Origin of the sequence: Kitasatospora sp. NPDC088861, assembly GCF_044750105.1 — a bacterium.
Taxonomy (GTDB): Bacteria; Actinomycetota; Actinomycetes; order Streptomycetales; family Streptomycetaceae; genus Kitasatospora.
The window spans coordinates 186,503-207,153 of sequence record NZ_JBIVJF010000008.1 but is presented as its reverse complement, the minus strand read 5'-3'; the positions used below and the strand labels follow the sequence as shown (position 1 = coordinate 207,153).

16 protein-coding genes are annotated in these 20,651 nt (G+C 72.4%); 7 read left to right on the top strand and 9 right to left on the bottom strand.

The genetic code is table 11. From position 1 onward, the window contains the following. The first annotated feature begins 36 nt into the window (after positions 1-36). Positions 37-999, top strand: coding sequence for a zinc-binding dehydrogenase (locus ACIP37_RS17220; RefSeq protein ID WP_363588857.1), 963 nt, complete (start codon positions 37-39; stop codon positions 997-999). Positions 1,000-1,128: 129 nt separating this feature from the next. Here ACIP37_RS17220 and ACIP37_RS17215 read toward each other — a convergent pair whose 3' ends face one another. From ACIP37_RS17215 to ACIP37_RS17190, 6 genes are all read right to left on the bottom strand, one after another. Further along, positions 1,129-2,160, bottom strand: a complete 1,032-nt coding sequence (locus tag ACIP37_RS17215) for a PadR family transcriptional regulator (protein ID WP_363581922.1) — start codon at positions 2,158-2,160, stop codon at positions 1,129-1,131. A gap of 1 nt (position 2,161) precedes the next feature. Next, entirely contained in the window at positions 2,162-3,070 is a 909-nt protein-coding gene (locus tag ACIP37_RS17210; protein ID WP_363581924.1) for a DUF4097 family beta strand repeat-containing protein, read from the bottom strand. Positions 3,071-3,295: 225 nt separating this feature from the next. Continuing rightward, a complete protein-coding gene (locus tag ACIP37_RS17205; RefSeq protein WP_063347844.1) occupies positions 3,296-3,475 on the bottom strand; it encodes a DUF6104 family protein in 180 nt (59 codons plus the stop codon). Between the two features lie 126 nt (positions 3,476-3,601). Then, positions 3,602-7,372 carry a multifunctional oxoglutarate decarboxylase/oxoglutarate dehydrogenase thiamine pyrophosphate-binding subunit/dihydrolipoyllysine-residue succinyltransferase subunit gene (locus tag ACIP37_RS17200; RefSeq protein ID WP_363581926.1) on the bottom strand — a complete coding sequence of 1,257 codons (3,771 nt, stop codon included), beginning with the start codon at positions 7,370-7,372 and terminating at the stop codon, positions 3,602-3,604. 282 nt (positions 7,373-7,654) lie between these two features. Then, positions 7,655-8,785 (bottom strand): cell wall metabolism sensor histidine kinase WalK, encoded by a 1,131-nt coding sequence (locus ACIP37_RS17195; protein WP_063347842.1) that lies wholly within the window; start codon positions 8,783-8,785, stop codon positions 7,655-7,657. A 92-nt stretch (positions 8,786-8,877) separates the two neighbouring features. After that, positions 8,878-9,615 carry a response regulator transcription factor gene (locus ACIP37_RS17190; RefSeq protein WP_063351140.1) on the bottom strand — a complete coding sequence of 246 codons (738 nt, stop codon included), beginning with the start codon at positions 9,613-9,615 and terminating at the stop codon, positions 8,878-8,880. A gap of 565 nt (positions 9,616-10,180) precedes the next feature. Between ACIP37_RS17190 and ACIP37_RS17185 the strand changes: the two genes are divergently transcribed. The 4 genes from ACIP37_RS17185 (at position 10,181) to ACIP37_RS17170 (ending at position 15,415) form a co-directional block, all read left to right on the top strand. Further along, positions 10,181-10,978: a rhomboid-like protein gene (locus tag ACIP37_RS17185; RefSeq protein WP_363581928.1), complete on the top strand. Its 798-nt coding sequence runs from the start codon at positions 10,181-10,183 to the stop codon at positions 10,976-10,978. Between the two features lie 167 nt (positions 10,979-11,145). Continuing rightward, positions 11,146-13,542: an endopeptidase La gene (gene lon, locus ACIP37_RS17180; protein WP_363581929.1), complete on the top strand. Its 2,397-nt coding sequence runs from the start codon at positions 11,146-11,148 to the stop codon at positions 13,540-13,542. Positions 13,543-13,633: 91 nt separating this feature from the next. Beyond that, the gene (locus ACIP37_RS17175; RefSeq protein WP_363581931.1) at positions 13,634-14,176 is read left to right on the top strand and encodes a GtrA family protein; all 543 of its coding nucleotides are present in this window, start codon (positions 13,634-13,636) and stop codon (positions 14,174-14,176) included. A gap of 18 nt (positions 14,177-14,194) precedes the next feature. After that, entirely contained in the window at positions 14,195-15,415 is a 1,221-nt protein-coding gene (locus ACIP37_RS17170) for an ROK family transcriptional regulator (RefSeq protein ID WP_363581933.1), read from the top strand. A 69-nt stretch (positions 15,416-15,484) separates the two neighbouring features. Here the strand turns inward: ACIP37_RS17170 and ACIP37_RS17165 are convergent, their stop codons facing one another. Continuing rightward, positions 15,485-16,537, bottom strand: a complete 1,053-nt coding sequence (locus tag ACIP37_RS17165; RefSeq protein ID WP_363581935.1) for an ABC transporter permease — start codon at positions 16,535-16,537, stop codon at positions 15,485-15,487. A gap of 112 nt (positions 16,538-16,649) precedes the next feature. Between ACIP37_RS17165 and ACIP37_RS17160 the strand changes: the two genes are divergently transcribed. Both ACIP37_RS17160 and ACIP37_RS17155 read left to right on the top strand, forming a co-directional pair. Continuing rightward, positions 16,650-17,099 (top strand): MarR family transcriptional regulator, encoded by a 450-nt coding sequence (locus ACIP37_RS17160; protein ID WP_363581937.1) that lies wholly within the window; start codon positions 16,650-16,652, stop codon positions 17,097-17,099. Between the two features lie 197 nt (positions 17,100-17,296). After that, positions 17,297-18,844: an MDR family MFS transporter gene (locus tag ACIP37_RS17155; protein WP_063347836.1), complete on the top strand. Its 1,548-nt coding sequence runs from the start codon at positions 17,297-17,299 to the stop codon at positions 18,842-18,844. Positions 18,845-18,945: 101 nt separating this feature from the next. On the opposite strand, the gene ACIP37_RS17150 is transcribed toward ACIP37_RS17155, so the two are convergent. Both ACIP37_RS17150 and ACIP37_RS17145 read right to left on the bottom strand, forming a co-directional pair. Next, positions 18,946-19,194: a hypothetical protein gene (locus ACIP37_RS17150; protein ID WP_063347835.1), complete on the bottom strand. Its 249-nt coding sequence runs from the start codon at positions 19,192-19,194 to the stop codon at positions 18,946-18,948. Positions 19,195-19,220: 26 nt separating this feature from the next. Beyond that, positions 19,221-20,405, bottom strand: coding sequence for an inorganic phosphate transporter (locus ACIP37_RS17145; protein ID WP_363581939.1), 1,185 nt, complete (start codon positions 20,403-20,405; stop codon positions 19,221-19,223). Positions 20,406-20,651: the final 246 nt, after the last annotated feature.

The window sequence follows — 20,651 nt, the reverse complement described above, 5'->3', positions numbered from 1 at the left end:
TTCCCGGCCCCGGCCGGCGCGGCTATCGTCCGCAGCATGTTTGCTGCCTACGCCGCACGTATCGACGCCGATGACCCGCTCAGCGGACTGGAGTTGGGTGAACTCCCCGAGCCGCAGGCCCGCCCCGGATGGAGCGTGGTCACGGTCAGGGCCGCCAGCCTCAACCACCACGACCTGTGGTCGCTGCGCGGGGTCGGCCTGCCCGCCGGACGGCTGCCGATGATCCTCGGCTGCGACGCCGCCGGTGTCGACGAGCACGGCAACGAGGTCGTCCTCCACTCGGTGATCGGCCAGAGCGGCCACGGGGTGGGCCCGGACGAACCCCGGTCCATCCTGACCGAGCGCTACCAGGGCACCTTCGCCCAGCAGGTGGCCGTGCCCACCTGGAACCTGCTGCCCAAGCCCGCCGAACTCAGCTTCGAAGAGGCCGCCTGCCTGCCCACGGCCTGGCTGACGGCCTACCGGATGCTGTTCACCAACGCCGGGGTCAAGCCCGGTGACACCGTCCTGGTGCAGGGCGCGGGCGGCGGCGTGGCGACCGCGCTGATCGTCCTCGGCAAGGCCGCCGGGCTGCGGGTCTGGGTCACCGGCCGGGACGAGGCCAAGCGCCGCCGGGCGGTCGAACTCGGCGCCGACGCCGCCTTCGAGAGCGGCGCCCGGCTGCCCGCCCGGGTGGACGCGGTGATGGAGACGGTCGGCGCCGCGACCTGGGCGCACTCGGTGAAGGCGCTGCGCCCGGGTGGCACCGTCGTCATCTCCGGTGCCACCTCCGGTCCCAACCCGAGCGCCACCGAGCTGAACCGGATCTTCTTCCTGGAGCTCAAGGTGGTCGGCTCGACGATGGGGACCAAGGAGGAACTGGCGGGGCTGCTCTCGCTGTGCGCGACCAGCGGCGTCCGGCCGGTGATCGACTCGGTGCTGCCGCTGGCAGAGGCCCGGGACGGCTTCGCGCGGCTCGCCAAGGGCGACGTCTTCGGCAAGATCGTGCTGACGCCGTGACGCCGTGACGCCGTGACGTCTTGCGGCTCTGGCGCCGTCCGGCCCTGACGCCGGTGCGGCCCTGACGCGGACCGGCCCGGCACGCTCCGTGGAGCGTGCCGGGCCGGTGGTGGTCCGGCGGCCTGCCGGTCAGCCGAGCAGGCGCTTCAGCCGCTCGCCGGCCGAGCCCAGCACCGAGCGGGCCTCGGCCAGCTTGTCGCTGCTCACGCCGCCGTCCCGGGCCGCGTCGCGGACCTGGTCGCGGAAGCGGTCGAGCAGCCGCTCCAGTTCGCGGGCCGGGTCGCCGGCCGGGTCGGTCCGCGCCCACGGCGGCAGGTCGGCCGGGGCGGTCGGCGTGGTCGGCTCGTCCTTGTCCCGGTCGATCCGGGTGACGGTGACCTCCTCGGCCGGCCCGTCGGCCGACTGGCCCCAGCGGGCCGCGTCGGCCAGCCCGGACAGGCCCTTGGTCAGCTCGGCCAGGCCCTCGGCCAGGCCGGTCGGCCAGTCGCCCTTCGCGGCGTGCTCCCGCACCTGCTGCTCGACCCGGCGCTTGATCCGCAGCGCCTCCTGCTGAGCGGCCGTCCGCGAGGCCTTGGCCTGCTCGCGCAGCCTGCGGGCCTCCTCCTCGGCGGCCTTCGCCTTGGCCTTGGCGGCCTTCTCCTGCTCCCGGGCGCGCTTGGCCTGGTCCTTGGCCTGCCGCTTGAACTGGGCGAACTCCTCCTTGGCGCGCTGCCAGGACTCGTTGTCGCCCCACGGTCCGGACCACGGGTCCCCGCCCTCGGCGCGGTCCGGCCGGGGGGCCTGCCGGGCGGCCTGCCACAGCTCCTCGCGCAGGTCCTTGGCGCTGTCCCGGACGTCCTCGCGGATCGCCCCGGCCAACTGCGCCACGGAGTCGTGGATCTCCACTTCCAGGTCGTCCAACTCGCCCTGTCGGGCTTCCAGTTCGGCGCGCCCGGCGTCGGTCAGCCGGTAGACCTTGCGGCCGCCCTCGGTGCTGTGGGTGACCAGGCCCTCCTGCTCCAGCTTGGCGAGCCGGGGGTAGACCGTCCCGGCGGAGGGCGCGTACAGGCCCTGGAAGCGCTCCTCCAGCAGGCGGATCACCTCGTAGCCGTGCCGCGGGGCCTCGTCGAGCAGCTTCAGCAGGTAGAGCCGGAGCCGGCCGTGGCCGAACACGGGCGTCATCTCACGCCTCCTTGGTGAGGTCGGGCTTGCCGAGTCCGGCCGGGAGCTCCTTGACGACCACCGGCGCCTCGTCCTCGGGGTCGGGGCGGCGCAGCACGGTGACGCCGCCGGAGACGGTGGTCACGGCGAGGCTGCCCCGGCCGTCGCCGAGCTGGCCGGACAGGCGCTTGGCGCCCCAGCTGCCGCTGAGCTTGAGGCCGTCGAAGGTGCTGGAGATGTCGCCGCTGGTGGAGCCGGCCTCGACCTTGGCGTCGGCCAGCGAGGGGATCCGGATGACGACCGGGCCGCTGACGGTGGTGACCTTGACGTCGGCCGGGTTGGCGACGTCGAGGTCCAGGGTGACGGCGCCGGTGACGGCGTTGGCCTGGACCCGGTCGGCGGTGCCGGCGACGACGGTGAGCTGGCCGGAGACGGTGTTGACCTTGAGCTGGCCGGCCACCGACTGGGCGTCGACGTCGCCGGTGACGGTGTTGGCCTCGGTGCGGCCGGTCAGGCCGACCAGGGTGGCGTCGCCGCTGGCGCTCTGCACCGAGACGTGGCCGGTGATCCCGGAGACGGTGGCGTCGGCCGAGACGGTGCCGACCTTGACCTCGGCGTCGGCCGGGACGGTCAGGGTGACGCCGGCGACGCGCTTGCGCTTGAAGGAGCTGAAGAAGCCCTTGACCGCGTCGACCGACTTGAGCCGGTCGCCGAACTCGCCCCAGCTGTTGATGTCCTTGTAGGTGACCGTCAGGACGCCGTCCACCAGGGTCACGTGCAGCGGCTCGCCCTGGAGCTCGGTGACCTCCAGGCGGGCCGGGCCCTCGGCCGCCACCACGTTCACCGTGCCCTCGATGATCCGCACGTGCAGCGCCCGGACCGCCTCGTCGATGGTGATCCTCTCGGGTCCCTCGACCGTCCACTGGCTCATCTCTGCCGCCTCCCGTTGCCGATCGCGATGTATCGCGTTCTCTTCCAAAGACGATATATCGCGTGACGCGCAAGTCAAGCGCGCCGTCCCGGATCCCGTCCCTGAGCCGTCCCGGAGCCGCCCCCGAGGCGCCCCCTACGGGCGGGCGCGGATACGTGAGGGGCCCGGCAGGCGATCGCCTCCCGGGCCCCTCATCAGCGGTTCAGTGCGACGGCACCGCACCGGTCACTCGTCGTCCTCGTCGTCGAGCCGGGCCAGCCAGGTGGCCAGCCGCTCGACGGGGATCTCGAAGTCCGGGTTGAGGTCGACGAACTCGCGCAGTCGCTCGGCCAGCCACTCGAAGGTGACCTCCTCGTCGCCGCGCCGGTTCTGCAGCTCCTCGATGCCGCGGTCGGTGAAGTACACGGGTTCACTCCGGTCCGATGGGGATTGACCTGGTCAGGATAGTCGGGGACGCCCGCGGCCCCCGTCTCCCAGGGGAGGACGGGGGCCGCGGGCGTCGGTGCTCCAGCGCCTCGGGGCGTCAGGGCCTCAGAGCGAGTAGACCTCTTCGATCAGCGCCTGCTGCTCGGCGGCGTGCCGCTTGGCCGAGCCGACCGCCGGGGACGAGGCCGTCGTGCGGGCGACGCGGCGCAGCCGCGAGCCGTTGGCGCTGCGGCCGACGACGACCTGGAGGTGGTCGACCAGGTTCATCGCGATGAACGGCCAGGCGCCCTGGTTGTCCGGCTCCTCCTGCGCCCAGACGAACTGGACGTCGTCGCCGTAGCGGGCGAGCTCCTCCTGGAGCTCGGCCACCGGCAGCGGGTAGAGCCGCTCGACCCGGACGATCGCGGTGTCGGTGACGCCGCGCTCGGTGCGGGCCGCCGCCAGGTCGTAGTAGAACTTGCCGGCGGTGATGACGACCTTGCGCACCTGCGCCGGGTCGACGGTGTTGTCACCGATGACCGGGCGGAAGGAGCCGGACAGGAACTCCTCGGTCGCACTCGCCGCGGCCTTGAGACGCAGCATCGACTTCGGGGTGAAGACGACCAGCGGCTTGTGGTGCGGGTTGTGCGCCTGCCAGCGCAGCAGGTGGAAGTAGTTCGACGGCAGGGTCGGCATGGCGACCGTCATGTTGTTCTGCGCGCACAGCTGCAGGAAGCGCTCCGGGCGGGCGGACGAGTGGTCCGGGCCCTGGCCCTCGTAGCCGTGCGGCAGCAGCAGGGTGACGCCCGAGTGCTGGCCCCACTTCTGCTCGGCGGAGGCGATGTACTCGTCCACCACGGTCTGCGCGCCGTTGACGAAGTCGCCGAACTGCGCCTCCCACATGACCAGCGAGTTCGGGCGGGTCAGCGAGTAGCCGTACTCGAAGCCCATCGCCGCGTACTCCGACAGCAGGCTGTCGTAGACGGTGTAGCGGGCCTGGTCCTCGGTGAGGTACTGCAGCGGGGTGTAGTCCTCGCCGGTGTTGCGGTCGATCAGGACGGCGTGCCGCTGGCCGAAGGTGCCGCGGCGGCTGTCCTGGCCGGCCAGGCGGACCGGGTGGCCCTCCATGAGCAGCGAGCCGATGGCGAGGGTCTCGCCCGTCGCCCAGTCGATGGTGTTGTCCTCGACGGAGGCGGCGCGGCGCTGGAGCTGCGGCAGCAGGCGCGGGTGGACGGTCAGCCAGTCCGGCAGGTTGACCTGCGAGGCGGCGATCCGCTTGACCATCTCCTGGGAGATGCCGGTCTGGATGTTGACCGGGAAGTCGGCGACCGGCTTGCCGGCGGTGGCCGGGGCCGGGGTCTGGGCGGCGTCGCGGACCTCGGCGAAGACCTTCTCCAGCTGGCCCTGGAAGTCCTGGAGCGCCTGCTCCGCCTCTTCCATGGTGATGTCGCCGCGACCGATCAGGCCCTCGGTGTACAACTTGCGCACCGAGCGCTTCTTGTCGATCAGGTCGTACATCAGCGGCTGGGTGAACGACGGGTTGTCGGCCTCGTTGTGACCGCGGCGGCGGTAGCAGATGAGGTCGATCACGACGTCCTTGTGGAACGTCTGGCGGAACTCGAAGGCGAGCCGCGCGACGCGGACCACGGCCTCCGGGTCGTCGCCGTTGACGTGGAAGATCGGGGCCTCGATCATCCGGGCCACGTCGGTGCAGTACATCGAGGAGCGCGAGGACGCCGGGGCGGCGGTGAAGCCGACCTGGTTGTTGACCACCAGGTGGATCGTGCCGCCGGTGCGGTAGCCGCGCAGCTGCGACATGTTCAGGGTCTCCGCGACGACGCCCTGGCCGGCGAAGGCCGCGTCGCCGTGGATCTGGATCGGCAGCACCGGGAAGGTGGTGCCGCCCTGGTCCAGGATGTCCTGCTTGGCGCGGGCGATGCCCTCGACGACCGGGTCGACCGTCTCCAGGTGGGAGGGGTTCGCGGCGAGCGAGACCTTGATGGTCTCGCCGTCCAGGCCGGTGAAGGTGCCCTCGGAACCGAGGTGGTACTTCACGTCGCCGGAGCCGTGCATCGACTTCGGGTCGAGGTTGCCCTCGAACTCGCCGAAGATCTTGCCGTACGGCTTGCCGACGATGTTGGCCAGCACGTTCAGGCGGCCGCGGTGGGCCATGCCGATGACGGCCTCGTCGAGGCGGTGCTCGGCGGCGGCGTCGATGGTGGCGTCCAGCAGCGGGATGAGCGACTCGCCGCCCTCCAGCGAGAAGCGCTTCTGCCCGACGTACTTGGTCTGCAGGAAGGTCTCGAAGGCCTCGGCCGAGTTCAGCCGGCGCAGGATGCGCAGCTGCTCCTCGCGCTCGGGCTTGGAGTAGGGCTTCTCCAGGCGCTCCTGCAGCCACTTGCGCTGCTTCGGGTCCTGGATGTGCATGTACTCGACGCCGACGGTGCGGCAGTACGTGTTGCGCAGCAGGCCGAGGATGTCGCGGAGCTTCATCATCTTCTGGCCGCCGAAACCGCCGACCGCGAACTCGCGCTCCAGGTCCCACAGGGTGAGGCCGTGGGTGGTGACGTCCAGGTCGGGGTGCTTGCGCTGCTTGTACTCCAGCGGGTCCGTGTCGGCCATCAGGTGGCCGCGCACGCGGTACGCGTGGATCAGCTCCATGACGCGGGCGGTCTTGTTGACCTCGTCGTCGTGGGTGGTGGCGACGTCGGTGGCCCAGCGGACCGGCTCGTACGGGATCCGCAGCGACTCGAAGATCTCGTCGTAGAAGCCCTTCTCGCCGAGGAGGAGGCGGTGGATCTCGCGCAGGAACTCGCCGGACGCCGCGCCCTGGATGACGCGGTGGTCGTAGGTCGAGGTCAGCGTCATGATCTTGGAGACGCCCAGGCGGGACAGGGTCTCCGGGGCGGAGCCCTGGAACTCGGCCGGGTACTCCATGGCGCCGACGCCGACGATGGTGCCCTGGTTCTGCATCAGGCGCGGCACGGAGTGCACGGTGCCGATGCCGCCGGGGTTGGTCAGCGAGACCGTGACGCCGGTGAAGTCGTCCATGGTCAGCTTGTTGGCGCGGGCCCGGCGGACGATGTCCTCGTAGGCCTGCCAGAAGCCGAAGAAGTCGAGGGTCTCGGCCTTCTTGATGGCCGCGACGACGAGCTGGCGGTCGCCGTTCGGCTTGACCAGGTCGATGGCCAGGCCGAGGTTGACGTGCTCGGGCTTGACCAGGAAGGCCTTGCCGTTCTCCACCTTGTAGCTGTAGTTCATGCCCGGGGCGGCCTTGATGGCCTGGACCAGGGCGTAGCCGATCAGGTGGGTGAAGGAGACCTTGCCGCCGCGGGCGCGCTGCAGGTGGTTGTTGATGACGATGCGGTTGTCGATCAACAGCTTCGCGGGTACCGCGCGGACCGAGGTCGCGGTCGGCACCTCCAGCGAGGCGTCCATGTTGGTGGCGACGGCCTTGGCCGGGCCGCGCAGCTGGATCAGCTCGGGGCCGGCGGGCGCGTCCGCCGCGGCGGCGGCCGGAGCGGCCGGAGCGGTCGGGGCGGCGGCCTTGGGGGCCGGGGCCGGGGGCGCGACGGGAGCTGCGGCGAGCGGCGCGGGGGCCGGCGCCGGAGCGGCCGGGGCGGCCGGTGCGGCGGGGGCGGTCGCGGCCGGAGCAGCAGCAGCGGGCGCGGGGGCAGCGGCAGGGGTCGGCGTGGGGCCGGCCTGGGTCGCGGCCTGGGTCACTGGGGTCACCTCGGTACCGGGCTTGTAGTCGGCGAAAAAGTCCCACCAGGCTCGGTCGACCGAGTTCGGGTCCTGGAGGTACTGCTGGTAGATCTCATCGACGAGCCACTCATTGGGACCGAAGCCAGTGGAGCTAGCCGAGCTATTGGGGGTTTCAGGGGACTGTGGCGACACGGCGGCAACCGCCCTCTTCCGCTTCCTTTTGGGATGTTTGGACAGCGGGGATTAAGGCTACGCCCCTGACCAGTGATCGCGCAGTCCCCGGGCCCCAGGCGTCGCCCAGATCACAGTCCTGACCTGCAGTTTGGCTGAAAATGTGCGTTAGAAAGCCGTATCTGAGGGGAAGCGATCGCCTCCACCCATAGGGCATATCCGGGCAAAACCGGACAAAGCCCCATGCGGATCATCCAATGATCTTCGTGTACGTCTGTGTCGCTTCTGTGACACATCCGACCCTCAGCGCTGCCCCGGCAGCCGGACCTCGATCCGGCAGCCGCGCGGCGACTCGGCGACCGCGATCCGACCGCCGTGCAGGTCCACCGCCCAGCGGGCGATGGCCAGGCCGAGGCCGGTGCCGCCGTCCGAGCCGGGCCCCTGGGCGGTCGCGGTGCCGCTGCGGCTGAACCGCTCGAACACCCGGCCGCGGTCGGCCGGCGGGATGCCCGGGCCCTCGTCCTCGACCTCCAGCAGCAGGCCGCCGGGCCCGCCGTCGGGCCGCGCGCGCACCGTCACGGTCCCGCCGGGCGGGGAGTGCTTGCAGGCGTTGTCGACCAGGTTGGCGACCACCTGGTGGAGCCGTTCCGGGTCCGCCACGCCGGTCAGGCCGGTCGGGCTGACCTCCAGCGCCAGCCGGACGTCGCCGCGCCGGGAGAACGCCCCGCCGGCCGTCGCGCCGTCCACGGTGACCCCGCGCAGCACGCCGTCCAGGAACTCGCGCACCTCGAAGGGGCGGGCGTCCAGGTCGACAACGCCGTCGTCGATCTTGGAGAGGTCCAGCAGGTGGGTGACCAGGCGGCCGAGCCGCTCGGTCTGCTCCAGGGCGGCCCCCAGGGTCGCCGGATTGGGCTGGACGACGCCGTCCACCACGTTCTCCAGCACGGCGCGCAGCGCGGCGATGGGCGTGCGCAGCTCGTGCGAGACGTTGGCGACCAGCTCGCGGCGGTGCCGGTCGGCGGCCCCCAGATCGGCGGCCATCTGGTTGAAGGTGGTCGCCAGTTCGCCGATCTCGTCGCGCGAGTTCACCTCGACCCGGCGGCTGTAGTCGCCGGAGGCCATCGCGCGGGCGGCGGCCGTCATCTCGCGCAGGGGGGCGGTCAGCCCGTGCGCGAGGAACTGCATGAAGAGCAGCGAGGCGATCATGGAGAAGACCATGATGATCCGGATCTGGGTCTCGGACCGGATCGCCACGACCACCATGCCGGTGGCCAGGAAGACGGAGACGATCACCAGCAGGGCGAGCTTGCCCTTGATCGAGCGGACCGGGTCGAGCGGCCGGATGTCGGCCCAGACCCGGCGGGCGGCGCGGGCGGCCAGCGTCTGCGACCGCGTGCCGCCGGTGTCCCCGTTGCGTTGCTGTGGAAAGGTCATTGGTCCCCTGTGATCCCCGCGTACGTCCCCCGCGTGGTGCGCGGCAGTTCGGGACACGGGCCCCCCGGAGGCCCGTCGCCCGAGGCTCGCCGCTAGGAGAGCGGGGCCTCCAGCGCGTACCCGACGCCGTGGACGGTACGGATCCAGCTCGCGCCGATCTTGCGGCGCAGCGCCTTGACGTGGCTGTCCACGGTGCGGGTGCCGGACGCGTCCGTCCAGTCCCAGACCTCGGCCAGCAGCTGCTCGCGGGTCAGCACGGCGCGCGGCTGCGCGGCCAGGCAGGCGAGCAGGTCGAACTCGGTGGGCGTCAGGTGGACGTCGCCCGAGGCGAGCCGGACCCGGCGCTGCACGTGGTCGATCTCCAGCTCGCCGAAGCGCAGCGAGCCGAGCGCGGGCGTGCGGGCCGCCTGCTGGGCGCGCTCGACGCGGCGCAGCAGCACGTTGACCCGGGCGGCCAGTTCGCGCATCGAGAACGGTTTGGTCATGTAGTCGTCGGCGCCCACGCCGAGGCCGACCAGCAGGTCCGTCTCGTCGTCGCGCGCGGTCAGCATCAGCACCGGCACCGGGCGCTGCGCCTGGATCCGGCGGCACACCTCAAGGCCGTCGAAGCCGGGCAGCATGATGTCGAGGACCACCAGGTCCGGCTGCCAGGTGTGGAAGCCGTCGACCGCGCCCGGCCCGTCGTGGGCCACGGCGACCTTGAAGCCCTCCGCGCCCAGCCGGGCCGCGATCGACTCCGCGATCGTCGGCTCGTCCTCCACCACCAGCACTCTGCGTTGGCTGCTCACCGTGCCGCCGCTGTGGTTGTTGTCCTGCTGAAGTTCTGTCACGGTCACGCCACCGCCCCCAGGGCTGCGGGCCGGCCACCTGTGGGGATGGCGGGACTCCGCTCGTAGTCTTGTTCCGTCGTGGACTGTGCCGGGTCCGCCGTCCCGTCGTGCGTGCGGGTCGGCGGGCGGATTGTCGCCCGCCCACTTCTCCCGCGCACTTCGCAGCGTACGGACAGCGGATGCCTCCCGGCAGGTGGACCGGACGTTTCCGGCCCGTGGGCCGGCTGTCGGGCCGCCCTCGGAGCCCACTGCACGAGTGGGCACGGGCCGATACCTTACCCGGCGATTTTTCTCTGCGTAACGGTACGTATGCAGTCGAGTTGACGCCAAGTCGCCGGTCAGAGCCCCTGTCGGCGCGCTCGCCGAAAGAAGGTCTGGACCAATATCAGGAATCCGGTCGACCGGTTTCCTGACGGTCTTCACCGGCTTTTCTCAGATGCCTCTCAGAACCTCGACGTAACGTGGCCACGACAACGCCCCCGCAGGGCGGGATCCGCGGCGCGCGCCGGTACGTTGGGCACCTGGGTGAGGGGCCGGTGGCTGCCGGCGTGGAGCGGAGGGCGGCATGGCTGGACTGCGGCGAGGTGCCGGACGGGTCGGGGCGCCGCCCGCCGGCCCGCCGTACGGGATGCTCCGGCACGGTCTGCGCACCGGCGTCGTCGAGTGGCTGCTGGCGCGGGTGCCGACACCCCGGCGAAACCCCTTCACCCTCGGCTATCTCGCCGTGGTGGGCGCCACCACGACCTTTGCCAAACTCGCCGATCCGGAACTCGTGCAGCGGCTGCAGGAGGCCTCCAGTTCCGACGGCCACAACCTCCTGCAGCACCCCCTGCGCGCGCTGGTGCTCAGCGGCTTCTGGGTGGCCGGCGAGGTGTGGATGCCGTACCTGTGGGGATTCGCCGTCACCCTCGCGCCGCTGGAGCGCCGGATCGGCCCCGCCCGGGCGGCGGCGGTCTTCGCGATCGGGCACGTCACGGCCACGCTGCTGTCCCAGGGCGTGGTGATCACCGCGGTGGAGACCGGGCGGATGGAGGCCGGGGCACTGGACTACCTGGACATCGGCGTCAGCTACGGCGTGCTCACCTGTCTGGGCGCGGTGGCCGGGCTGCTGCCGTGGCGCGGGCGGCTGGTCGCGCTCGGCGGCGCCGGGCTGCTGATCGCCGAGCAGATCCTCACCGAGCGGGACCTGGTCACCGCCGTGGGGCACCCGGCCGCGGTGCTCACCGGGGTGGCGCTGTGGCGCTGGCTGCGCCGGGCCCAGGCCCGCCGGCCGCGGCCGAAGCCGCGGACGCGCCGGGTCGAGGCGCCGGCCGCGGGCTCCTCGCCCGCGCCGGGCGGCGCTCCGGTCCTGGACGTGCGCTGACCCTTCCGGGTGTCGCCCCCGGGCGCTTTTGACGGCACTTCCCTCGCCCTCCCCCTGCTCGCTCCACACCCGCTCCTGTTCGCTCACGGCGAACGCCGCCCCGGGAACATCCGGCGCGCGCCAGGCCTTAGTCAGGTCGACTCAACTTCACTGACTGGGGAGAGATCATGGCATCGACGTCCACACCGCTCACCCTGCCCGTGCTGCCGCTCGACGACGAGGTCGTCCTGCCGGGCATGGTCGTCCCGCTGGACCTCAAGGACACCGAGGTGCGCGCCGCGGTCGAGGCCGCCCGCGCGGCGGCCACCGGCACCGGCAAGCCGCAGGTCCTGCTGGTCCCGCGGGTGGACGGCTCGTACGCGGCGGTCGGCACCCTGGCCACCGTCGAACAGGTCGGCCGACTGGCCGACGGGGAGCCGGCCGCGCTGGTGCGCGCCGTGCGCCGGGTCCGCATCGGGGCCGGCACCACCGGCCCCGGCGCCGCCCTCTGGGTGGAGACCACGCCCTTCCGGGAGTCCTCGGTGGACACCCCGGTGGCCGGCCGGGCCGCCGAGCTGGTCAAGGAGTACAAGGCGCTGTCCACCCAGTGGCTGCGCAGGCGCGGCGCCTGGCAGATCGTCGACCGGGTGGCCCAGATCGAGGGCGTCGGCGAGCTCGCCGACAACATCGGCTACGCGCCCTTCGCCACCGCCGAGCAGAAGCTCAAGGTGCTGCTGGAGGCCGACCAGGTCGCCCGCCTGGAGTACGCGCTGACCCTGCTGCGCGACCACCTCGCCGAGGAGGAGGTCAACGACACCATCCGCAAGGACGTCGAGGAGGGCGTGGCCAAGCAGCAGAAGGAGTTCCTGCTCCGCCGCCAGCTGGAGGCCGTCCGCAAGGAACTGGCCGAGCTCAACGGCGACCCGGCCGACGAGGAGGGCGACTACCGCGCCCGGGTCGAGGCCGCCGACCTGCCCGAGAAGGTCCGCGACGCGGCCCTCAAGGAGGTCGACAAGCTGGAGCGGGCCTCCGAGCAGTCTCCCGAGGGCCCCTGGATCCGCACCTGGCTGGACACCGTCCTGGAGCTGCCCTGGAACGAGCGCACCGAGGACGCGTACGACATCGCCGGCGCCCGCGCCGTGCTGGACGCCGACCACGCCGGCCTGGCCGACGTGAAGGACCGCATCGTCGAGTACCTCGCGGTGCGCAAGCGCCGGGCCGACCAGGGGCTCGGGCTGGTCGGCGGCCGGCGCGGAGGGGCGGTGCTGGCGCTGGTCGGCCCGCCCGGCGTCGGCAAGACCTCGCTCGGCGAGTCGGTGGCCCGCGCCATGGGCCGCACCTTCGTCCGGGTCGCGCTCGGCGGCGTCCGGGACGAGGCCGAGATCCGCGGCCACCGGCGCACCTACGTCGGCGCGCAGCCCGGCCGGCTCGTGCGGGCGATCAAGGAGGCCGGCTCGATGAACCCGGTCGTCCTGCTCGACGAGATCGACAAGGTCGGCTCCGACTACCGGGGCGACCCGGCCGCCGCCCTGCTGGAGGTGCTGGACCCGGCGCAGAACCACACCTTCCGGGACCACTACCTGGAGGTCGAGCTCGACCTCTCGGACGTCGTCTTCCTCGCCACCGCCAACGTGCTGGAGGCCATCCCCGAGCCGCTGCTCGACCGGATGGAGCTCGTCCGCCTCGACGGCTACACCGAGGACGAGAAGGTCGTCATCGCCCGCGACCACCTGCTCCCGCGCCAGCGCGAGAAGGCCGGACTGGGCGGCGACCAGGTCAGCGTCGACGAGGCGGCGCTGCGCCGACTGGCCGGGGAGTACACCCGGGAGGCCGGCGTGCGGAACCTGGAGCGCTCGATCGCCCGGGTGCTGCGCAGGATCGCCGCCCAGGCCGAACTCGGCGAGCGCGAACTGCCCGCCGCGATCGGCCCGGACGAGCTGCGCGCCCTGATCGGCCGGCCCCACCACGTGCCGGAGGCCGCCCAGGCGCCGGCCGAGCGGCGCACCGCCGTCCCCGGCGTGGCCACCGGCCTCGCCGTGACCGGCGCCGGCGGCGACGTCCTCTACATCGAGGCCTCGCTCGCCGACGCCGAGACCGGCGGCACCGGACTCACCCTCACCGGGCAACTGGGCGACGTGATGAAGGAGTCCGCGCACATCGCGCTCTCCTACCTGCGCTCGCGCGGCGCCGAACTGGAGCTGCCGGTCACCTCGCTGCGCGACCGCGGCGTGCACCTGCACGTCCCCGCCGGGGCCGTCCCCAAGGACGGGCCGAGCGCCGGCATCACCATGACCACGGCGCTCGCCTCGCTGCTGTCCGGCCGCAAGGTGCGCACCGACCTGGCGATGACCGGCGAGGTGTCGCTGACCGGGCGGGTGCTGCCGATCGGCGGGGTGAAGCAGAAGCTGCTCGCCGCCGACCGGGCCGGCGTCACCACGGTGATCATCCCCAAGCGCAACGAGGCCGACCTGGACGACGTCCCGGCCGAGGTGCTGGAGCGGCTCACCGTCCACCCGGTGGCGGACGTGCGGGAGGTGCTGGAGCTGGCCCTGGAACCGGCCAAGGTCCTGGCCGCGGCGGCCTGACCCGGCCGCGCCGGGTCGACGGGCGGACCGACGGGAGGATCGACGGGAGGATCGACGGGAGGACGGCGTCTGCGCGTGCCACACTGCGGAGATGCCGTCCCCCACGCAGCGCGCCCTGGCCCGGGTGCCGGCCCGGCTGCGTCCGTTCCTGGTGCGGCACCGCAGGCTGGTGAAGTTCCTGCTGGTCGGCGGCGCCTGCTTCACCCTCACCCTGGTGATCGACTTCGAGCTGAAGTTCACCGTGCTGGAGCGCAAGCCGGTGGTCGCGCTGACGATCGCGACCGTGATCTCGACCGTCGTCTCCTACGTGCTCAACCGTCGCTGGGCCTTCCGGACGGCCGGGCACCCGCGCGAGGCACTGCTGTTCTTCCTGGTCAGCGCCATGGCGATCGCCGTCAACGACCTGCCGCTGGCACTCTCCCGCTACGCCCTGGACCTGCGCGAGCCGTACGTCGGCCCGTTCGCCCAGGAGACCGCGGACTTCCTCAGCGGGATGGTCGTCGGCACCTTCGCCGCGATGCTGTTCCGCTTCTGGGCGATGCAGCGGTGGGTCTTCACCCGGCCCGCCGAACGGGCGCACCCTAGGTACGAACCCGGTTACGCTGCACCCGAGATGCCACGGGATGCGCCATAAGGCCGTGAGGTGAGGGTTATGCGCGGGGAACCGGACGCGGTTCGGAGCGGGCCCGCCAGCCAGCAGGGGATGCGCCGGGCCAACCTGGCCCTGGTGCTCGGGGTGATCGCGCGCGCCCCGCGATCCCGGGCCGAGGTGGCCGCCGAGACCGGCCTGACCAGGGCCGCCGTCTCCTCGCTCGCCGAGCAGCTGATCGCCGGCGGCCTGGTCGTCGAGGAGGGCCCGGCCGCGCCCAGCGGCAAGGTCGGCCGCCCCGGCACCGCGCTCGGGCTCAACCCGCTCGGGCCCGGCGGCCTCGGCGCCGAGATCGGCGTGGAGCACCTCGGCGCCTGCGTGGTCGACCTGAGCGGCGAGGTCCGGACCTGGCGCCGCCGCGAGGTCCGCAACCGGGGCCGCCGGCCCGCCGCGGTCATGGCCGACCTCGCCGAACTGCTGCACGCGGCCGTCGCCGAGTCGGGCCTGCGCCCGGCCGGGCTGACCCTGGCCGTCCCCGGGCTGGTCGGCACCTCCGGCGGGGTGCTCCAGCGGGCCGCCAACCTGGGCTGGCGGGACGTCCCGCTGGCGGCCGAACTGCGCCCCGCGCTGCGCGCGGCCGGCGCGGCCGAACTGGCCGAGCTGCCGGTCGAGGCGGACAACGAGGCCAACCTGGGCGGGCTGGCCGAACGGTGGCTGGGCGGCGGCCCGGAGGACTTCCTGTACGTCTCGGCCGAGGCCGGCGTCGGCGCGGCGATCGTGGTCGGCGGGCGGCTGCTGCGCGGGGCGCGCGGCTACGCGGGCGAGTTCGGCCACGTACCGGTCCACCCGGACGGCCACCGCTGCGCCTGCGGCGCGCACGGCTGCCTGGAGCAGTACGCGGGGGAGGCGGCCGTGCTGCGGGCGGCCGGGCCGGCGGGCGCGCGGGGCGACTGGGTGACGCTGCTCGCCGGGCGGGCCGGGGCCGGGGACGAGGCGGCCCTCGCGGTGCTGGCCGGGGCCGGTTCGGCGCTGGGCATCGCGGCCGCCGGGGCGGTCAACCTGCTGGACCCGGCCGAGGTGGTGCTGGGCGGCGGCTACGCCCGGCTGGCGTCCTGGCTGCTGCCGGCGATGCGGGCCGAGCTGGCCGCCCGGGTGACGGTGCGGCCCTGGTCGGACGAGCGGCTGACGGTGTCCCGGCTGGGCCGGCGCGGGCCGCTGCTGGGCGCCGCGGTGGGCGTGGTGCGGGCGGTCGTCGCGGACCCGGGCCGGTTCGCCGGCGGCTGACTCCCGGCCCGGGACGCACCGGAGCCCCCGGCCGGGCGGCAGGGGGCTCCGGGTGAGGAACGCGGGGGATCAGGCCTCGGAGGACGCCTCGGCGGCGACGATCTCGCGGCCGCCGGAGCGCGGGCCGCGCAGCACGGCCAGGTAGGCGACGCCGATGCCGATCAGCGCCCAGACCACCAGGACCACGATCGGCATGCCCAGGTTGGTGGAGCCGAAGTAGGCGATCGACTTGGTGGCACTGGTCCCGGCGCCGTTCGGGATCAGCGAGCCGATGGCCCGCCAGAACGGCGGCATCATCGGTGCCGGGTAGACGCCGCCGGCGCTCGGGTTGCCCAGCACCACGAAGATCAGCACCGCGACGCCGATGCCGATGACGTCGAACAGGCACTGCAGCGCCATGGTGAACGCGCCGACCGTGAACACCACCAGGGCGCCGATGCCGGTCAGGGCCAGGATCGAGCCGGGCAGCGCGTCCAGCACCGGTCCGGCGATGATCGTGCCGCCGAGGCCGGCGCCGACCGAGTACAGCGCCAGCACGCCGAGGCGGATCAGCAGGCGGTGGACGTTGGCGGGCTTGGAGCCGGCGCTGATGCCGAGGATCGAGGCGACCAGGTAGCCGCCGACGCACCAGCCGATGACCAGGTAGAACGCGGAGAGGCCGTTGGTGTCGCCCTTGGCGAGCGGCACGACGTCCTCGACCTTGACGGTGCGGCCCTGGGACTTGTCCAGCGCGGTGGTGATGGACTCGGCGGCCTTGGCGGCGGAGGTGCCGCGGGCGCCGCCGACCAGCAGGGTGTCCTCGGTGCCGGTCGGGTTCACGACCAGCGCGGCGTAGATCTTCTGGTCCTTGATCTGCTGGGTGGCCGTCTCGGCGTCCGGGGCGGTGACGGCCTTGACGGCGTCGTCCGGCACGGATTCCAGCCCCTGGACCAGCTTGGGGGTGACCTGCGGCGGGGCGACCACCGCGATCGACAGCTCGTGCGGGGCCGGGTGGTGCAGCGCCCCGACGTACGAGGTGATGAAGCCGAGCTGCAGCAGCAGCACGCCGATCACGAGCAGTGCCGCACGCGGTGTGACCGCGCCCTTCAGTTCAGCGACGAAACCCTGCCCCGGGGCGGCCATCCACATCTCCTTGTGTATTGGGGGAAAACGGATACTTCATACCATGAACTAGTTGGCTTGTCGCACCCCGCGCGCCGCGTTCCGGCCAACGCGGCTGCGGGATACTGGCGCGGTGAGTGACGAGGAATCCCTGCTGGCGGTGGAGCGCGAGGTCGCGCTGATGTTCCGGCGGGGCCGGGCCCGAGTGGCGGAGCTCTCACGCCGGGTGCACCCCGAGCTGGAGGGGATGGCCTACAGCATGCTCGGCTACATCGAGCAGGCCGGGCGGGTGCGGGTGACGGACGTCGGCGTGCACTTCGCGGTCGGCAAGGCCACGGTGAGCCGGCAGATCCGGGCGCTGGAGGAGCTGGGTCTGGTGGCCCGGGAGACGGATCCGCTGGACCGTCGGGCCGCGCTGGTCTCGCTGACCGAGGACGGGCGGCGGCGCTACCTGGCGGCCCGGGACGTCCGGATGCGGCGGGTGCGGGAGCTGCTGGGTAGCTGGTCGCCGGAGGACGTGGACCGCTTCGCGGTGCTGCTGCACCGCTTCAACGACGTGATCGGGGATCCGCCGGCGGAGTGACCGGTGGCCGGGCCCCGGGGCGGGGCCGGTCCGCGGCGGTTGGGGCCGGGCCCGGGGCGGCGGCTGGGGCGAGGCCTTTACTTGGGCTTGAAGAAAGTTGCCTTAGTCAACCATCGGGCCTATGGTTGCGTAAGGCAACGATTTTCCCTGCCCGCGCACCCCCGCCCCCCGCTCACTCCTCCCGCCGAAGGACCCAGATGACCGTCACAGCCGAGGCGACCGTCGGAGCCGCCGTCGACGATCAACCGATGACCCACCGGCAGGTGATGGAGGCGCTGTCCGGCCTGCTGCTCGGCCTCTTCGTGGCCGTGCTCTCGTCGACCGTCGTCTCCAACGCCCTGCCGCACATCCTCACCGACCTGCACGGCGGCCAGTCCGCCTACACCTGGGTGATCACCGCGGCCCTGCTGACCCTGACCGCCTCCACCCCGATCTGGGGCAAGCTCTCCGACCTCGTCAGCAAGAAGCTGCTGCTCCAGATAGCCCTGCTGATCTACATCGCCACCTCCGCCCTGGCCGGCCTCTCCCAGAACACCGCCGAGCTGATCGCCTGCCGCGCCCTCCAGGGCATCGGTGCCGGCGGTGTGGTCGCACTGGGCCAGATCTGTCTGGCCGCGATGGTCCCGCCGCGCGAACGCGGCCGTTACAGCGGCTACTTCGGCGCGGTCTTCGCGCTGGCCACCATCGGCGGACCGCTGATCGGCGGCGTCATCGTGGACACCTCGTGGCTGGGCTGGCGCTGGTGCTTCTACGTCGGCATCCCGTTCGCGCTGGCCGCGATCCTGGTGGTGCAGCGCACCCTCAAGCTGCCGGTGGTCAAGCGCAAGGCGAAGATCGACTACCTGGGCGCGCTGGTCATCACCGGCGCCGTCAGCCTGCTGATGATCTGGATCACGCTGGCCGGCACGAACTACGACTGGCTGTCCTGGCAGACCGCCGCGATGGTCGGCGGCGGCCTGCTGCTGGGCGCCCTGGCCGTGGTGATCGAGCGCCGCGCCGCCGAGCCGATCATCCCGCCGGACCTCTTCAAGTACCGCACCGTCACCCTGGCCGCGGTGGCCAGCGTGCTGGTCGGCGTCGGGATGTACGGCGCGACCACCTTCCTCAGCCAGTACTTCCAGCTGGCCCGCGCCAAGTCCCCGACCATGGCCGGCCTGATGACCCTGCCGATGATCCTCGGCCTGGCGCTCGCCTCCACCGTCGCCGGCCGGCTGATCACCAAGTACGGCAAGTGGAAGGCCTACCTGGTCGCCGGCACGGCGCTGCTCGCGATCGGTTTCGGCCTGCTCGCCACCGCCCGCGCCGACACCGACTACAAGCTGCTCTGCGTCTACATGGCGATCACCGGCATCGGCCTCGGCCTGACCAGCCAGAACCTGGTGCTCGCGGTGCAGAACACGGTGCCGCGCCACGAGCTCGGCGCGGCCAGCTCCGTGGTGACCTTCTTCCGCACCATGGGCGGCGCGATGGGCGTCTCCGCGCTCGGCGCGCTGATGAACAGCAAGGTGACCCACTACCTCGCGGAGAACCTGGCCGCCGCGCACATCCCGGCCGCGAGCGCGGCCGGCGGCGGGGGCATCCCGGACCTGCACAAGCTGCCCGCCCCGATCGTCCCGCTGGTGACGGACGCGTTCGGGCACGGCGTCGGCACCGTCTTCCTGTGGGCCGCGCCGTTCGCGGCGCTGGCCTTCGTCACGGTGCTGTTCATCCGGGAGACCGCGCTGAAGACCAGCCAGCAGGGCTGACTCCGGGCGGGGACGCGCGAACGGGCCGGGGAGTGTGGATCACACTCCCCGGCCCGTTCGGTTCGTCCCGCGCGCGGACGGCGGGAACCGTCGGACCGCGCCTACGGCGCGGCGATCAGGACCAGGCCGTAGACGACGGCCGCGGCGCAGAGGCCGAAGCAGGCGTAGGCGCCGGCCAGGGCCAGCCGGCCGCCGCCCGGCTCCTGGGCGGCCTCGCCCTCGCGGGCGCTCAGCGCGGCCTCGCGGCGGGACAGGGCCAGGATGCCGAGCGCGAAGACGGAGACCACGGCGACGGTGATGCCGAAGCTGGCACCGGCGGTCTGGGCCAGGGCGTTCCACTTGATGTGCATGGCGGGTGCTCCTCAGCCTGCGGCGCTCAGGCCGCGACCGTGGTCGAGGCGGGGGTGGGGGTGTTCGCGGGGGCGGCGGTGGCGGGGATCTCCACCGGGGTGACGTCGTTGACGTCGTTGACGTTGTCCGCGCTGATCGGCTGGCGGCGGGAGATCAGCCACATCGCGCCGGAGCCGGCCACCAGCACGGCGCCCACCAGGACGATGCCCCAGGTGCCCTGGCGGACCAGCAGCGCGGCACCGCCCGAGACCAGCGCGGCGGCCGGCAGGGTCAGCGCCCAGGTGTAGACCATGCGGCGCACCAGGCTCCAGCGCAGCTCGGCCTTCGGGCCGCCGAGGCCGGCGCCCATGATGCCGCCGGAGCAGACCTGGGTGGTGGAGAGGCCGAAGCCCATGTGCGAGGAGGTCAGGATGACGGTCGCGGCGGCCGACTCGGAGGCGAAGCCCTGCGGCGCCTTGATGTCGGCGAGACCCTTGCCCATCGAGCGGATGATCCGCCAGCCGCCCATGTAGGTGCCGAGCGCGATCGCGGCGCCCGCGGAGATGATCACCCAGGTGGGCGGCAGCGCGCCGTGCGGCAGGGCGCCGACCGACACCAGGGTCAGGGTGATGATGCCCATCGTCTTCTGGGCGTCGTTGGTGCCGTGCGCGAGCGAGATCAGCGAGGACGAGAAGATCTGGCCGGTCTTGAAGCCCTTGGTGGCGGTGGCCTCGTTGCCCTTGCGGGTGATCGCGTAGGCCAGCTTGGTGGCGCCCCAGGAGGCCAGGCCGGCGACCAGCGGGGAGGCGATCGCCGGGATCAGGATCTTGGAGAGGACGGTGTCGAAGTTGACGCCGTTCATGCCGACGCCGACCACGGTGGCGCCGATCAGGCCGCCGTACAGCGCGTGCGAGGAACTGGACGGCAGGCCGCGCAGCCAGGTCAGCAGGTTCCAGAGGATCGCGCCCGCCAGTGCGGCGAAGATGATCTCGGGGTGGATGCCGCTCTTCTCGTTGACGATGCCGCCGGAGATGGTGGTGGCGACCTTCACGGACAGGAACGCGCCCGCGAAGTTGAGGACGGCCGCGATGGTGACCGCGACCTTCGGCCTGAGGGCTCCCGTCGCGATGGAGGTGGCCATCGCGTTGGCGGTGTCGTGGAACCCGTTGGTGAAGTCGAAGGCGAGCGCCGTGATGATCACAACGGCTACCAGGAACGAGATGTGTTCCATACCCAAACAATCGTCGTAGTTGTCGCACGGACGTTGGTGTCGTCGCGACCGTAGGTCTGCTTGGTAAACGGAAGGTGAACTGAGCCGGGAATCGTGGTTCCGCTGGTGTCCCAGTGGTGTCCGGAAGCTTTCGGAGGGGTGTCGGCGGTCGCGCTGAGCTGGACATTAGCGAAGTTCGCCCCGGTTCGCTCCGGTTTGCTGAGAGCTGTCTCACAGATCAACCGAGAATTAACCTCCCAGTCCGGA